Annotated in this window: 12 protein-coding genes; all 12 read right to left on the bottom strand. The window is 33.0% G+C overall.

Annotation, left to right across the window (positions count from 1 at the left end):
* Positions 1-134: 134 nt before the first annotated feature.
* A complete protein-coding gene (locus IDG63_RS03745; RefSeq protein ID WP_000717800.1) occupies positions 135-1010 on the bottom strand; it encodes an N-acetylmuramoyl-L-alanine amidase family protein in 876 nt (291 codons plus the stop codon).
* Positions 1007-1459, bottom strand: coding sequence for a D-aminoacyl-tRNA deacylase (gene dtd, locus IDG63_RS03740; RefSeq protein ID WP_000869983.1), 453 nt, complete (start codon positions 1457-1459; stop codon positions 1007-1009). Before dtd ends, IDG63_RS03745 begins: the two co-directional genes overlap by 4 nt.
* A gap of 11 nt (positions 1460-1470) precedes the next feature.
* Entirely contained in the window at positions 1471-3660 is a 2190-nt protein-coding gene (locus tag IDG63_RS03735; protein WP_001058583.1) for a RelA/SpoT family protein, read from the bottom strand.
* A 427-nt stretch (positions 3661-4087) separates the two neighbouring features.
* The gene (locus tag IDG63_RS03730) at positions 4088-4606 is read right to left on the bottom strand and encodes an adenine phosphoribosyltransferase (RefSeq protein ID WP_000364542.1); all 519 of its coding nucleotides are present in this window, start codon (positions 4604-4606) and stop codon (positions 4088-4090) included.
* Positions 4607-4627: 21 nt separating this feature from the next.
* Positions 4628-6901: a single-stranded-DNA-specific exonuclease RecJ gene (gene recJ, locus IDG63_RS03725; RefSeq protein ID WP_000594993.1), complete on the bottom strand. Its 2274-nt coding sequence runs from the start codon at positions 6899-6901 to the stop codon at positions 4628-4630.
* Between the two features lie 202 nt (positions 6902-7103).
* Positions 7104-9383 carry a protein translocase subunit SecDF gene (gene secDF / locus IDG63_RS03720; protein ID WP_000749789.1) on the bottom strand — a complete coding sequence of 760 codons (2280 nt, stop codon included), beginning with the start codon at positions 9381-9383 and terminating at the stop codon, positions 7104-7106.
* Between the two features lie 274 nt (positions 9384-9657).
* Positions 9658-9918 carry a preprotein translocase subunit YajC gene (gene yajC, locus IDG63_RS03715; RefSeq protein ID WP_001160682.1) on the bottom strand — a complete coding sequence of 87 codons (261 nt, stop codon included), beginning with the start codon at positions 9916-9918 and terminating at the stop codon, positions 9658-9660.
* Positions 9919-9936: 18 nt separating this feature from the next.
* Positions 9937-11076 carry a tRNA guanosine(34) transglycosylase Tgt gene (tgt, locus tag IDG63_RS03710; RefSeq protein WP_001112045.1) on the bottom strand — a complete coding sequence of 380 codons (1140 nt, stop codon included), beginning with the start codon at positions 11074-11076 and terminating at the stop codon, positions 9937-9939.
* Between the two features lie 22 nt (positions 11077-11098).
* Positions 11099-12124 carry a tRNA preQ1(34) S-adenosylmethionine ribosyltransferase-isomerase QueA gene (gene queA, locus IDG63_RS03705; protein WP_001019172.1) on the bottom strand — a complete coding sequence of 342 codons (1026 nt, stop codon included), beginning with the start codon at positions 12122-12124 and terminating at the stop codon, positions 11099-11101.
* Between the two features lies 1 nt (position 12125).
* The gene (ruvB, locus tag IDG63_RS03700; protein WP_001005769.1) at positions 12126-13130 is read right to left on the bottom strand and encodes a Holliday junction branch migration DNA helicase RuvB; all 1005 of its coding nucleotides are present in this window, start codon (positions 13128-13130) and stop codon (positions 12126-12128) included.
* 31 nt (positions 13131-13161) lie between these two features.
* On the bottom strand, positions 13162-13764 hold the full coding sequence (gene ruvA, locus IDG63_RS03695; protein WP_000271547.1) for a Holliday junction branch migration protein RuvA: 603 nt from the start codon (positions 13762-13764) through the stop codon (positions 13162-13164).
* A 13-nt stretch (positions 13765-13777) separates the two neighbouring features.
* Positions 13778-14233: an ACT domain-containing protein gene (locus tag IDG63_RS03690; protein WP_000368902.1), complete on the bottom strand. Its 456-nt coding sequence runs from the start codon at positions 14231-14233 to the stop codon at positions 13778-13780.
* Between the last annotated feature and the right edge of the window lie 12 nt (positions 14234-14245).

Genomic DNA, 14245 nt, shown 5'->3' with positions numbered 1-14245 from the left:
CAGTCTATGGATTATATTCCTACACAATCTTAGTTAGATTGCTACCTATTTCATTTACCATTTCAAGAATACTAACGGTTTTAGTTATAAAATTCAATATCAATGATAACTACTTTCACATATTTTTGCAAGCCCTACGCAGAAAAATAAATTTTAAGGCCATCAACAATTGCTTGTTCTAAAATTTGTCTATGTAATTGATCTTTAATCATCGTTTCATCAGTTGGGTTACTAATATAACCTAATTCTAATAAAACAGCAGGAACTTTTGTTTGTCTTAACACTTGATAATTTTCTTGTCTTGAACCGCGATTAGAAAGTAGACCTTTCTTCTGAATCGTAGCGTCTAACGTATCTGCTAAAGCTCTTTGATTATCATGATACCAATAAACTGTCATTCCATTTGCATTAGATGATTCTAACGCATCATTATGTATACTCAAATAGGCATCGCCTTTGATATCACGATTTTCTAGTGAAACATATGTATCGTCTGTTCTTGTCATCTTAACAGTTGCGCCTTCTTTTTCTAAAGTACGCTGCAATTCTTTTGCTGTTTTCAACGTATAATCTTTTTCTAAACTTTTATATTTAGTATTGCTTGAAGCACCCTGGTCACTACCTCCATGACCAGGATCAAGCACTATTGTTTTACCTTGCAAAGGATTTTTCTCCTTCGTATTATCCGCGACAATATCTAAATTTGTGTGCCATCCAGCTATCCAACCTTTTTCATTACTGGATGTATCTTCAACTTCAATCCATTTACCTACTTTACCAATCTTTTTAAAATGGTCACCTTTCTCAACTTTATATATGACTGGATACGCAGCGTTTGGACCTGTACGTAATTCAGCATTTTCAGTTATCGTGATGTTCCCACTATCTTCACTATTGCTATTCAGCAATAAAAATAAAAAGATGATAAATAAGACAAAGGCAATCACTACTATTAGAGTACGTTTATTTTTAAGACCCTTTTTAGATAACCATGCCTCTATTTTTTTCATTGAATTTTGCCGTCCTGACTTTCATAAATAATAGTGACTGGACCATCATTATTTATGCTAACATTCATGTGTGTTCCAAATTCACCTGTTTTCACAGTAAGACCATACGCTCGTAGCGCATCATTAAAATACTCATAAATTTTTACCGCTTGATCAGGATTTTTAGAATTTGAGAAACCTGGACGGTTACCTTTTTTTACATCTGCATAGAGAGTAAATTGTGAAACTGATAGTATTTCACCATTCATTTGTTGGATATTAAAGTTTAATTTATTATTGTCATCTTCAAATAATCTTGCATTAGCAATTTTCTTTGCAATTACATCTGCATCTTGCTCTGTAGAGTTCTGACCGATACCGACTAATAAACAATATCCTTTTTTGATTTGATTATTTAATGTATCATTCGTCACCGATGCTTCTTTAACTCTTTGTACAACTACTTTCATATTTTGCACCTCTAGTTCCAAACTCTTGTTACTGTATAAACATCACCAAGTTGTTTGATCTTTTCTACCACACGATAAACATCATTCACGTTTTTCACCATGACACTAATATTTATTATTGCATTTTTATCAATATCTGAACGTCCTGAAACTTTAATTAAATTGCCGGCTGTCGAGCTAACAGCTTGTAGTACTTCATTCAACAAGCCATTTCGGTCATACGCAGTTACCTCTAAATCAACCTGATATTTTTGAGTTGCGTCTTTTGATTTTACCCATTCAACATTAATTAGTCGTTCAGTTTCGTTCTTAATATTTGGGCAATCAGTGCGATGTACTTTAATACCGTGACCTTTGGTGATATAACCTACAATATCATCACCTGGTATAGGATTACAACATTTTGACAACTTGATAAGTACATTTTCTAAACCTTCTACATAGACACCACTATCAGTAATGATGTTGTCTTTAATAGGCAATGATTTCGTAACTTCTTGTGCTTCATTTAAAGCACGTTGTTTATCTAAAATACGTTGTCTTTCAGTTAATTTATTAACAATCTGTAAGGATGTCACGCCGCCAAATCCTACAGCTGCGAATAAATCATCTTCATTTGCAAAGTTATATTTTTCATTAACAACCTGAATATTTTTCTCTGTCAAAATATCTTCGACTCTAAATCCTTGCTCTTTTATTTCAGCTTCAACCATCATTCGGCCTTTTTCAATATTAGATGAACGATCTTGTTTTTTGAAGAAACTTTTAATTTTACCTTTGGCACTAGACGATTTAACAATTTTCAACCAATCACGACTTGGTCCATATGAATGTTTACTAGTACGTATTTCAACAATATCGCCTGTTTGTAAAATATAGTCAATTGGTACAATTTTGCCATTCACCTTGGCACCAATCATCTTATTACCTACTTCACTGTGAATCGCATAAGCAAAATCAATCGGCACAGCACCATATGGCAACTCAATAACATCACTCGCTGGGGTAAATGCGTATACTTTGTCACTCTGTAAGTCATATTTTAAGGTTTCCATAAATTCTTGCGCGTCAGACGATGTATGATCCGCTTCAGCTAATTCTTTTAACCAATTTAACTTATTTTGATAAGTTTGATCTTTTTCACTTACTTTTTTACCTTCTTTGTAAGCCCAGTGTGCTGCAACACCATGCTCAGCAATTTCGTGCATATCAAACGTTCGTATTTGGATTTCGAGCGGGTCTCCATTTGGGCCTACTACTGTAGTATGCAATGACTGATACAAATTTTGTTTAGGCATTGCAATATAATCTTTAAAACGTCCTGGCATCGGTTTCCATAACGTATGCACCAACCCAAGTATCGCATAACAATCATTAATAGAATTGACAATAACACGTATCGCCAACAAATCAAAAATTTGATCAAATTGTTTTTTCTGCTTCATCATTTTCCGATAAATACTGTAAATATGTTTAGGTCTACCATTTATATCGCCTTCGATATTCATTCGGTCCATTTCAGTACGTATTCTATCAATAGCCGTTTCGATATACGCTTCACGTTCACTACGTTTCTTCTTCATTAAATTGACTATTCTAAAATATTGCACATTATCAATATAACGAAGAGCCGTATCTTCTAGTTCCCATTTGATTGTATTAATACCAAGACGATGTGCTAATGGTGCATAAATTTCTAATGTTTCTCGAGAAATTCTAATTTGTTTTTCGCGCGGCATGGCTTTCAAGGTACGCATATTATGTAATCTGTCTGCTAATTTCACCAAAATTACGCGTACATCTTTGGCAATCGCAATAAATAACTTGCGATGATTTTCAGCTTGTTGTTCTTCTTTTGAGCGGTATTTTACTTTTTTAAGCTTCGTCACACCATCAACAATTCGAGCAACTTCTTCATTGAACATTTCTTTTACATCTTCAAATGTATACGGTGTATCTTCAATTACATCATGCAAAAAACCTGCGACAATCGTCGGTCCGTCTAATCGCATTTCTGTTAAAATACCTGCAACTTGTATAGGATGCATAATGTATGGTAATCCGTTTTTTCGGAACTGACCTTTATGTGCTTCATAAGCAATATGATAGCTTTTTAAAACATACTCATATTCATCTGCTGACAAATATGATTTTGCTTTGTGAAGAACTTCGTCTGCACTATATGGATATTCGTTGTTCATTATATGATACACCCCATTCATATTTATTACTTCGCCTTAAACAATGATTTAGGTACTCTTGTTGAATAGTATTTGTCCCACACCAATCATACGTCCGTCGACGATAAATATTTATCCTGTCGTCATTAATCGTAATATTAATTTTACTTGAGCGAGTTTAATTTGTATACTATTCCTACTTTTAAAACTTTTACAAAAATTCGACCTAAATCTACTGTTTCATTTTTTAAATATTAGTTCTATGATACTACAATTTATGAAATAAATAAACGATGTTATTAAGGTATAATGCTCAATCATCTAACATTTTCAGTAAATAAAAAATCCTAACATCTCATGTTAAGAAAACTTAAACAACTTTTTTAATTAAGTCATGGGTTCTTATACATTTGATGAAGGATTTCATTTGATAAAATTATATTATTTATTATTCGTCGTATGAGATTAAACTCATAACATCGTAATCTTTAATTTTTTCAATACCATTTAAATATTTCAATTCAATTATAAATGCAATACCTACTACGATACCGCCTAATTTTTCAACTAATTTTATTGCTGCTTCAATCGTACCACCAGTAGCTAATAAATCATCTGTAATTAACACACGTTGACCTGGTTTAATTGCATCTTTGTGCATTGTTAAAACATTTGTACCATATTCTAGGTCATACTCATAACGAATGACTTCACGAGGTAATTTCCCTTCTTTTCTAACAGGTGCAAAGCCAATCCCCATTGAATAAGCTACAGGACAGCCAATGATAAAGCCACGCGCTTCAGGTCCTACAACGATATCAACATCTCTGTCTTTTGCGTATTCTACAATTTTATCTGTTGCATAGCCATATGCTTCACCATTATCCATAATTGTAGTAATATCCTTGAAACTAACACCTGGTTTCGGCCAATCTTGAACTTCTGATACGTATTGCTTTAAATCCATTAATATTTCCTCCTAAATTGCTCACGACAATTGTGACTTTATCCAATTTTTTATTTCTGAAAAATCTTGATATAATAATTGCTTTTCAACATCCATACGTTGTTGTCTTAATTGATATACTTTGCTGGAATCAATCGATCTTTTATCAGGTTGTTGATTGATTCGAATTAAACCATCTTCTTGTGTTACAAATTTTAAGTCTAAGAAAACTTTCAACATGAATTTAAGTGTATCTGGTTTCACACTTAAATGTTGACACAATAACATACCCTCTTTCTGGATATTTGTTTCTTGTTTAGTTATTAATGCTTTATAACACTTTTTAAAAATATCCATATTAGGTATACCATCGAAGTAAATCGAATGATTATGTTGCAAAACTATATAAAGTTGAGAAAATTGCAGTTGTTGCAAGGAATTAGACAAGTCTTCCATTGACGTTGGTAAATCTCTTAATACTACTTTATCAGTTTGTTGTTTAATTTCTTCACCATAATAATATTCATTCGCATTTACTTTATCACTTTTAGGATGAATAAGCACGACAATATTTTCATCATTTTCTGTAAAAGGTAAACTTTTTCGCTTACTTCTATAATCTAATATTTGCTGTTCATTCATCGCAATATCTTGAATAATTATTTGCGGTGATTGATTACCATTCCATTCGTTGATTTGAACAGATCCTAATATATTAATTGGCTGTTCATCTTGTAACTCAGGTTCTAAGTGTCCATTTTGCCAAAATAGCGCGGCGATATTACTTTCACCAAGTGTCAATTTTAGATGATTTTTTTGTTGACCTATCGCCTTAACTGAAGAAACTGATAAATCATCCATTTCAAAAATAGGTCTAGAAAAATCTGTTCCGAAGGGTCTTAAACGATTCATATCACGAATATTTTTAATCGTTATATCATTTTCTGTTAATAATACATCTACTTGCTTTACGGGATCTAACGAAGTTGTTTTAGATAATTCTTTCATCCATTTATTTAAACCTTCAGCTAACGATTCTATATTTTCAATATCCATCGTCATACCTGCAGCCATATGATGGCCGCCAAATTTAGCGATTAACTCTTGATGTGCTGATAGTATTTCAAACATCGACACTTGATCAATTGATCTGGCGGAGCCTTTTGCATGATTTTGCTCCCTATCAATATTTAAAATTAATGTTGGCAAAGCAAATGTTTCGACAATTTTCGAAGCAACAATACCTAAGACACCTTCATGCCAATTTTCTTTTGCTAAAAGTAAAAATAAATCTCCCTTTTTAACTTTCGTTTCTGCCATAGCCATTGCTTCTTCTGTGATAGTTGCTACAATATCTTTTCTTTCACGGTTAAAATGTTCAACTTGTTCTGCTAAAAATGCAGCTTCTTCTTCGACGTCAGTCATCAACAATTCGCAAGCTAATGATGCGTCATCTAAACGACCTACAGCATTAAGTCTAGGTCCAATAATAAAACCAATTGTTTCTTCATCAATATTGTCATTGTATCCCGCTTCTTTTAGCAATGCTTTAACAGAGGTCGGACATTGATCATTTAAGACTTTTAATCCTTGTTTCACTAATGATCGATTTTCATCAGTTAAGGATACTAAATCCGCAATGGTACCTATCGCAACTAATGCTTTAAAATAATCAGGTACATTTTCAATCAATGCTTGTGCTAATTTGTATGCAACACCTGCACCACACAATTGTTGGAACGGATAATTAAACGATGGATGCATTGGATGTACGATTGCATATGCTTCTGGTAATGTACTACCAATTTCATGATGATCAGTTACAATGACATCAACTCCTAAATCTTGAACCATTTTAATTTCATTATGACCTTGTATGCCATTATCAACAGTTATGATTAATGTTATGCCTTCATCATGAGCATTTCTAAATGCTAGTTCGTTTGGTCCATATCCTTCGGTAAAGCGGTTAGGAATATGCCATCCTACTTGTGCACCTAAAAGTTGTAATGTTATCACTAAAATTGTAGTTGCGGTAACACCGTCGGCATCGTAATCACCATAAACTAGGATTTTCTCATCATTCGCTATCGCTCTTTTAATTCTTTCAATAGTCTTAGTCATATCGCTCAATTGCAGTGCATCATGATTGATATCTGTATCTGAAATGATGGATTCTATTGCTTGTTCATCAATAATCGATTTACTTTCTAATATTTTTTTTACGATTGGCGTTAACTTTAATTTTGATGTTAATTCATCACTTATGTATTCAGCTGGTTTAGTTAATTTCCACTTATACTTCGGTTTAATCATATATATTTACGCCTCATTTCCAAAAGACATTATATCTAAAATTACTTTAAATAAAAAGCACTTATCTAAATAATCAAGACTTTAATTATACCATTTTTTAAAAATGAATGCGGGAACTTATTTATATATATTTTGTTAAATTTAAATAAAGTAAAAAGCGGTATGTGAACTCTTTATTGTTTCACATACCGCTTAATTCATTTTAAACTAAAATCTTTTCATCGTTCGATTTCTTTTCTTTATATACAACTAATTTGTGTTTCGGCGATTTTTTCAACTGACGTTTTTTCATTATTCCCCATAGCGGAACGGCAATGAAGATTGAAGAGAATACACCAGAAATCAATCCGATAAATAATGCTAAAGTAAAGTTGAATATCGTAGGAGCACCGAAGAATAGTATAGCAACTACTACTACAATAACTGTTAATACTGTATTAATTGAACGTGTCATTGTCTGTCTAATTGATCTATTAACGATATCATCAATTTGTTCTGTTGTCGTAATCACTTTAACCTTTTGTAAGTTTTCACGTACACGGTCAAACGTTACGATTGTATCATTAATTGAATAACCGACAATTGTTAATACAGCGGCGATAAATGTTAAATCTACTTCAATTCTAAATAAACTGAAAATCGCTACTATAATGAATACATCATGTAATAATGCCAATACAGATGAAAGACCCATGCGCCATTCAAATCGTAATGATACATAGATGATGATACCTATCGATGCATAGATTAATGCAAGCATTGCATTTTTTGCTAATTCCTGTCCAATAATTGGTGATACAGTGTTAATTTGAGGTGTGTCACCGAATTTCGATTTAATATTATCACTCAATTTATTATCTTGAGCACGCGTTAAATCGTCTTTAAATTGAACAGTTGCTACTTTATTGTCTTTACCATTGATCTGAATTTGATCCGCTTTAAGTCCACTATCTTTTACAACTTGCTCTACCTTTTGTTGAGTAATTGCTTGTTTAGATTGGAAATCTACGCGTGTACCACTTGAGAAATCAATTCCTAAGTTTAACTTGAAGATATAAAGAATAACTAAACCGACAACTACAATTAAAATACTTACTCCAATTAATGGCTTAGCTAATTTAACAAAATTCCATTTCTCGAATGAAGTTTTAAGGTCATGAACATCTACACCTTCATTAATATCATGTCGTTTATTCTTTTTAACACCAAATAACCAAAATTGATTTTTGAATATATTTGATGAAACAAGTAATGATAATAAGAATCTTGATAAGAACACGGCTGTAACAAAGATCATTAGAATACCTAATAATAACATTGTCGCGAAACCTTTAACTGAACTTTCACCGAAGAAGAATAATACTGCTGCGGCGATAACTGTTGTTAAGTTAGAATCAAAAATTGTTAGGAATGAACTTTTGTTTGCTTTAGAAAAGGCTTGCTTTATCGTTCTACCTATTCGAAGTTCATCCTTAATACGCTCATACATGATAATATTGGCATCTACAGCCATACCTACACCTAATACCAACGCCGCTAATCCTGGTAAAGTTAGAACCCCGGAAATGAAATTAAATGCTACTAACGTTAGATAGATATAAGTTGTCAATGCAATAATCGCTACTAAACCAGGTAATCGGTAGAATCCAAGCATGAATAAATAAATTAATGCTACACCAATAAACGATGCAAACACAGTTTTATCTAATGCATCTTGACCAAATTGGGCACCTACTGAGTTTGAATAAATTTCTTTCAAGTCAACTGGTAAAGAACCTGCATTTAACAATTCGGCGATTTGTTTTGCTTTTTTAACGCCTTCTTGTCCTTTAAATCCACCCGAGATTTCTACGCTATCAGAATTGATTGGTTGATCAACACTTGCTGCAGAAATAAATTTAGGTTTTTTCTTTTGTGCTTCTTTTTTATAGCTGTCACCTTTTTTGAAATCTAACCAAACAACCATGACATTATCACGTTTCTTAGAGATTTCTTCCGTTACTTTTTTAAATTTGTTTTTGTCTTTTACTTTAAAAGTAACTGTAGGCTGGTTTGTTTCCTGTTTAAATTCTTGTTTGGCAGATCCCTGTTTAATATCAGAACCGCTTAATTTTACTTTATCTTCTGCATCGCGAATTGTTAAATTAGCTTGAGAAGATAAAATTTTACGTGCTTCATTCTGGTCTGTTACACCAGCAAGTTGTACTCTAATTCTATTAGGTTCTTCAACTTGAATTTTAGGTTCCGAAACACCTAAAACGTTAACACGATTTTCTAATGTTTGCGCTGTTGATTGTAAGGCTTTTTTATCTATTTTGTCGCCTTTATTTAAAGGATCGACTTGATAAAGCACCTCAAATCCACCTTGCAAATCAAGTCCTAAATTGACATTCTTTATAACACTTTTATAAGTTGCAGCCATTCCGGCAAACAACAATACGACTAAAAGCAAGAACGCAATTATTCTACTACTTTTCTTCACATGAACACCTCATTATTTACGTATGTATTTAGAATACTTGAATACTATTTTATAACGCAAGTTAAATCTTTCTTACAAAATTTATTAGCCTTATACATATTAACATACTAGAGCAGGGAGTAAAAATAGTCATAGATATATTTAATTTAAATTTAACAATTATTATGTATCACAATTTCTTTTTTTGGAATAAAAATAAGCTATTCTACATACTACTTATAACTTAAAAAGGATGAAACGCTATTCGTTTCATCCTTTTTAATACCACTTCTCATTATGAAGGGTCAACTTGTTTAATAGCAGGTTTTTCGAAAGTTAATTCAGTACCATGACCATTAACTGTAATAACAACAGTTGTTTCATCTACTGCTTTAACAGTACCTTTAATACCACCAATAGTTGTAATTCTTTGACCAGATTGAATGTTATTAATCAACTCACGATGCTGTTTCGCACGTTTTTGTTGTGGTCTGATCATCAAGAAATACATAACCGCAAAAATTACGACTATATATATTAGTAATGAAAATTGCATTTTATACGCTCCTCTTGCTTAAAAGTTTTTTGGGTTCTCAACATTTAATCCATATTGCTCGAAGAATTCTTCTTTGAAATCTAAAAGACGATCTTCTCGAATGGCTTGTCTTATATCTTCCATTAATTTTAGCAGAAAATGTAAATTATGAATAGTAGTAAGACGAATACCAAAAGTTTCCTCTGCCTTGATTAAATGACGTATATACGCTCTTGAATAGTTTTGACATGTATAACAGTCACAATTCTCATCTAACGGTCTTAAATCATCTGCAAATTTTGCATTTTTAATAACTAAACGACCTTGCGATGTCATACAAGTACCATTTCTGGCAATACGTGTCGGTAAGACACAATCAAACATATCCATGCCGCGAATACTACATTCGATTAACGCATCTGGAGATCCTACACCCATTAAATATCTTGGTTTATCTTTAGGCATAAACTGCTCTGTATGTTCAACCATTTTATACATAACCGGTTTAGGTTCACCAACTGACAAACCGCCGATTGCATAACCAGGAAAATCTAATTCTACTAAATCCTTTGCACTTTGTTCTCTTAAATCTTCATATTCGCCACCTTGTATAATGCCGAACAATGCTTGATCTTCAGGTCTTTGGTGTGCATCTAGACATCTTTTCGCCCAACGTGTTGTACGTTCAATAGATTTTTTTACATAATCATATTCAGCAGGCATCGGTGGACATTCATCAAATGCCATCATAATATCAGATCCTAAATCATTTTGAATTTGCATTGATTTCTCAGGACTCAAAAATAATTTAGACCCATTAGTATGATGTCTAAATTCCACGCCTTCTTCTGTAATTTTACGTAAATTACTTAAACTAAACACTTGGAAACCGCCTGAATCTGTAAGAATCGGACCATCCCAATTCATGAATTTATGTAATCCCCCAGCGTGTTTGATAATATCATTTCCGGGTTGTAACCACAAATGATATGTGTTGCCCAAAATGATTTTTGCTTCAATTTGTCTTAACTCTTCTGGACTCATTGTTTTAACGGTTGCTTTAGTACCAACTGGCATAAACATAGGTGTTTCAAATGAACCGTGTGGTGTGTGCACGATACCTAAACGCGCACCTGATTGTTTACAAGTTTTAATGTGTTCGTATGTTACTGCAGGCATATTCAAAATCCTCACATTCTTTTTATATAATTAACATTGCATCGCCAAAACTAAAGAATCTATATTCTAAATTTACTGCCGTTTTATAAGCATTCAGAACATTTTCACGACTACTAAACGCTGATACTAGCATAACTAATGTTGATTTTGGTAAATGAAAATTAGTAATCTGGCCATCAATTGCTTTAAAATCAAATCCTGGATAAATAAATATATTAGTCCAGCCACTCGTTTCAACAAATTTATCATGATCGCGTCGAATTGTTTCAAGTGTACGTGTTGAAGTTGTACCAACTGATATAATGCGATGTCCTTTAGACTTAGTATCATTTAATAAATCAGCTGTTTCTTGTGTCATTTGATAATATTCACTATGCATTTCGTGGTCATTCACATCGTCTACGCTCACCGGTCTAAACGTACCTAACCCAACATGTAATGTAACAAATGCGATATTAACACCTTTATTTTTAATTTCAATTAATAACTCATCAGTAAAATGTAATCCTGCTGTTGGTGCTGCCGCTGAACCACTTTCTTTAGCGTAAACTGTTTGATAACGATCTGGATCATCTAAACGTTCTTTGATGTATGGTGGCAGTGGCATTTCCCCTAATTCATCTAATCTTTCTTGTAAAATACCTTCATAATGTAAACGCATGATGCGTCCACCTTGATCCATTTCTTTTATGCATTCAGCTATAATTTTGCCATTACCAAAATTCAATTTATTACCAACTTTAATACGCTTAGCTGGTTTCAGTAAGACTTCCCAATCATTACCTTCAATTTGAGTTAACATTAACATTTCAACTTTTGCACCAGTTTCTTCTTTTAAACCAAAAAGTCTAGCTGGCATTACTCGCGTATCGTTAAGCACTAATGTATCACCAGGTCTAAAATACTCAATGATATCTTTGAAATGTAAATGTTTCATTTCACCAGTTTCTCTATCCATGACTAATAAACGACTATGATCACGATCTTTTAAAGGCGTTTGAGCAATTAATGATTCTGGTAAGTCATAGTCAAATTCTTCAATATTCACGTTATCCTCTCTCCTCATTCGACTTTGCAAAATGTTCATAAGCTAATGGTGTTGCTTTTCTGCCACGTGGCGTACGTTCTAAAAAGCCTTTCTGAATAAGAAATGGCTCATAAACGTCCTCAATTGTAATACGTTCTTCACCAATTGTTACGGCAATCGTATCTAAACCAACAGGTCCACCATTATACTGCTTAATAATACAGTTCATCATTTTATGATCAATGTAATCTAGTCCGTGTTGACCAACTTGAAGTAAACCTAATGCGTGCTTCGTTGTTTCAATGTATATTTGTTCATCTTCATTCACTTGCTGGAAGTCTCTTACCCGCTTCAATAGTCGATTTGCTACTCTTGGAGTCCCTCTAGAACGTTTAGCAAGTTCAATGGCACTTTCTTCATCAATACCTGTGCCTAAAACCTCAGCTGTTCTAATAATGATTTCTTTTAAATCTGATTCATTATAATATTCTAATCTTAAGTGCACACCAAATCGATCCCTTAGTGGACCTGTTAAGCTGCCAGCTCGCGTTGTTGCACCTACCAAAGTGAATGGAGGTAAGTCGATACGGATACTTCTAGCCTCATCGCCTTTACCAATGATAATATCTAAAAAGAAATCTTCCATTGCAGGGTATAACACTTCTTCAACAACACTACTCAGTCTGTGTATTTCATCAATAAACAAAACATCTCCAGGTTGAAGTCCTGATAAAATTGCAGCCAAATCACCAGGTCTTTCTAATGAAGGCCCTGATACTGTACGTATATTAACTTCCATTTCATTGGCAATGATATTAGATAATGTTGTCTTACCTAATCCAGGGGGGCCAAAAAGCAATACATGATCTAATGGTTCATGACGAAGTTTAGCCGCTTTAATAAATACTTCTAAATTACTTTTTATTGAATTTTGACCAATATATTGTCGTAATCTCGTAGGTCTAAGCGACAATTCGAAATCAGTTTCTTCACTATGCATTGATTGATCAACCATACGCTCATTCATGACAACACTTCCCCTATTAATCTATTTAAAATTAAGATACAACTAATTGAAGACCTGCCTTAACAGCTTCATCAACTGAGTCATATTTATTTTTATTTAACGTTTTCTCAACTTTTGCAAGCTCTCGTTTAGAATAACCTAATGCTTCTAACGCTAACATTGCTTCTTGCACGAATTGATCTTGCACCGTCGAAGTAGCGTCTACTTGTAATAATGAATCGCTATCTTCTTCAGTGATTTTCACTTTACCTTTTAAATCTAAGACAATCTGTCTTGCCGTTTTCTTACCAATTCCTGGGAATTTAGTTAAATACGTATCATTTTCATTTTCAATGGCACGTTTTACTTCATTAGGCGTACTTGTCGCTAAAATAGCTAAAGCTGATTTCGGACCAATACCAGTAACTTTAATTAAACTCAAGAACATATCTTTCTCTTCTTCACTACTAAATCCATACAATAATTGTGCATCTTCACGAACAATTAAAGATGTATGAATTAAAACTTCATGATCTAGATGCTTTTGAAAACGATAAGAATTTGGTGTTTGAATTTCATAACCAACACCAGCAGTTTCAACAACTACGTGTGTAGGATATAAATGTGTTAACTTACCTTTGACATACGCGTACATTATAGGCACATCCTTACATACTCATACTAATTAATTCTACTTTTGATACATAATCTAAATTTCTCAAAGCACCAATAACATCTTCTACTGAAGTTTCTTTAGATTTAGCATTCAGTGATAATGTTATTGTTGCTTTTTCTTCCATTGGAATACTTTGATGAATCGTTAATACAGATAGTTCTAACTTTGATATAACATCTAGTACACGTGCCAACATACCCACAATATCAGTTACATATAAAATTAATGTAAATTCTCGATGGTCAAGCATTTTATCGTCTACTGGAAATATCGTTTCTCTATATTTATAAAAAGCACTTCTAGATAGATCAAACTGTTTAACGGCATCATAAATGGACAATGTCGGATCACTTTTTAAGGCATCTTTAATCTTCAATGTTTTAACCACGGATTCAGGCAAGACATCTTCTCTAATTAAATAAAACTTTTTATAATCTTTATTGTCCATCATGTTACGCTC

It is taken from the genome of Staphylococcus sp. EG-SA-14 (genome assembly GCF_017151935.1).
Taxonomy (GTDB): Bacteria; Bacillota; Bacilli; order Staphylococcales; family Staphylococcaceae; genus Staphylococcus; species Staphylococcus aureus.
Note: the sequence above shows the minus strand (reverse complement) of the source record. Positions and strands in the feature narration are given on the sequence as shown.

Bases quoted from the DNA above. Each gene is read 5' to 3' on its own strand.
- recJ (WP_000594993.1), bottom strand. From the start codon at position 6,901: ATGATTAAACCGAAGTATAAGTGGAAATTAACTAAACCAGCTGAATAC.
- ruvA (WP_000271547.1), bottom strand. From the start codon at position 13,764: ATGTACGCGTATGTCAAAGGTAAGTTAACACATTTATATCCTACACAC.
- tgt (WP_001112045.1), bottom strand. From the start codon at position 11,076: ATGCCTGCAGTAACATACGAACACATTAAAACTTGTAAACAATCAGGT.
- yajC (WP_001160682.1), bottom strand. From the start codon at position 9,918: ATGCAATTTTCATTACTAATATATATAGTCGTAATTTTTGCGGTTATG.
- IDG63_RS03735 (WP_001058583.1), bottom strand. From the start codon at position 3,660: ATGAACAACGAATATCCATATAGTGCAGACGAAGTTCTTCACAAAGCA.
- IDG63_RS03690 (WP_000368902.1), bottom strand. From the start codon at position 14,233: ATGGACAATAAAGATTATAAAAAGTTTTATTTAATTAGAGAAGATGTC.
- IDG63_RS03730 (WP_000364542.1), bottom strand. From the start codon at position 4,606: ATGGATTTAAAGCAATACGTATCAGAAGTTCAAGATTGGCCGAAACCA.
- ruvB (WP_001005769.1), bottom strand. From the start codon at position 13,130: ATGAATGAGCGTATGGTTGATCAATCAATGCATAGTGAAGAAACTGAT.
- IDG63_RS03745 (WP_000717800.1), bottom strand. From the start codon at position 1,010: ATGAAAAAAATAGAGGCATGGTTATCTAAAAAGGGTCTTAAAAATAAA.
- dtd (WP_000869983.1), bottom strand. From the start codon at position 1,459: ATGAAAGTAGTTGTACAAAGAGTTAAAGAAGCATCGGTGACGAATGAT.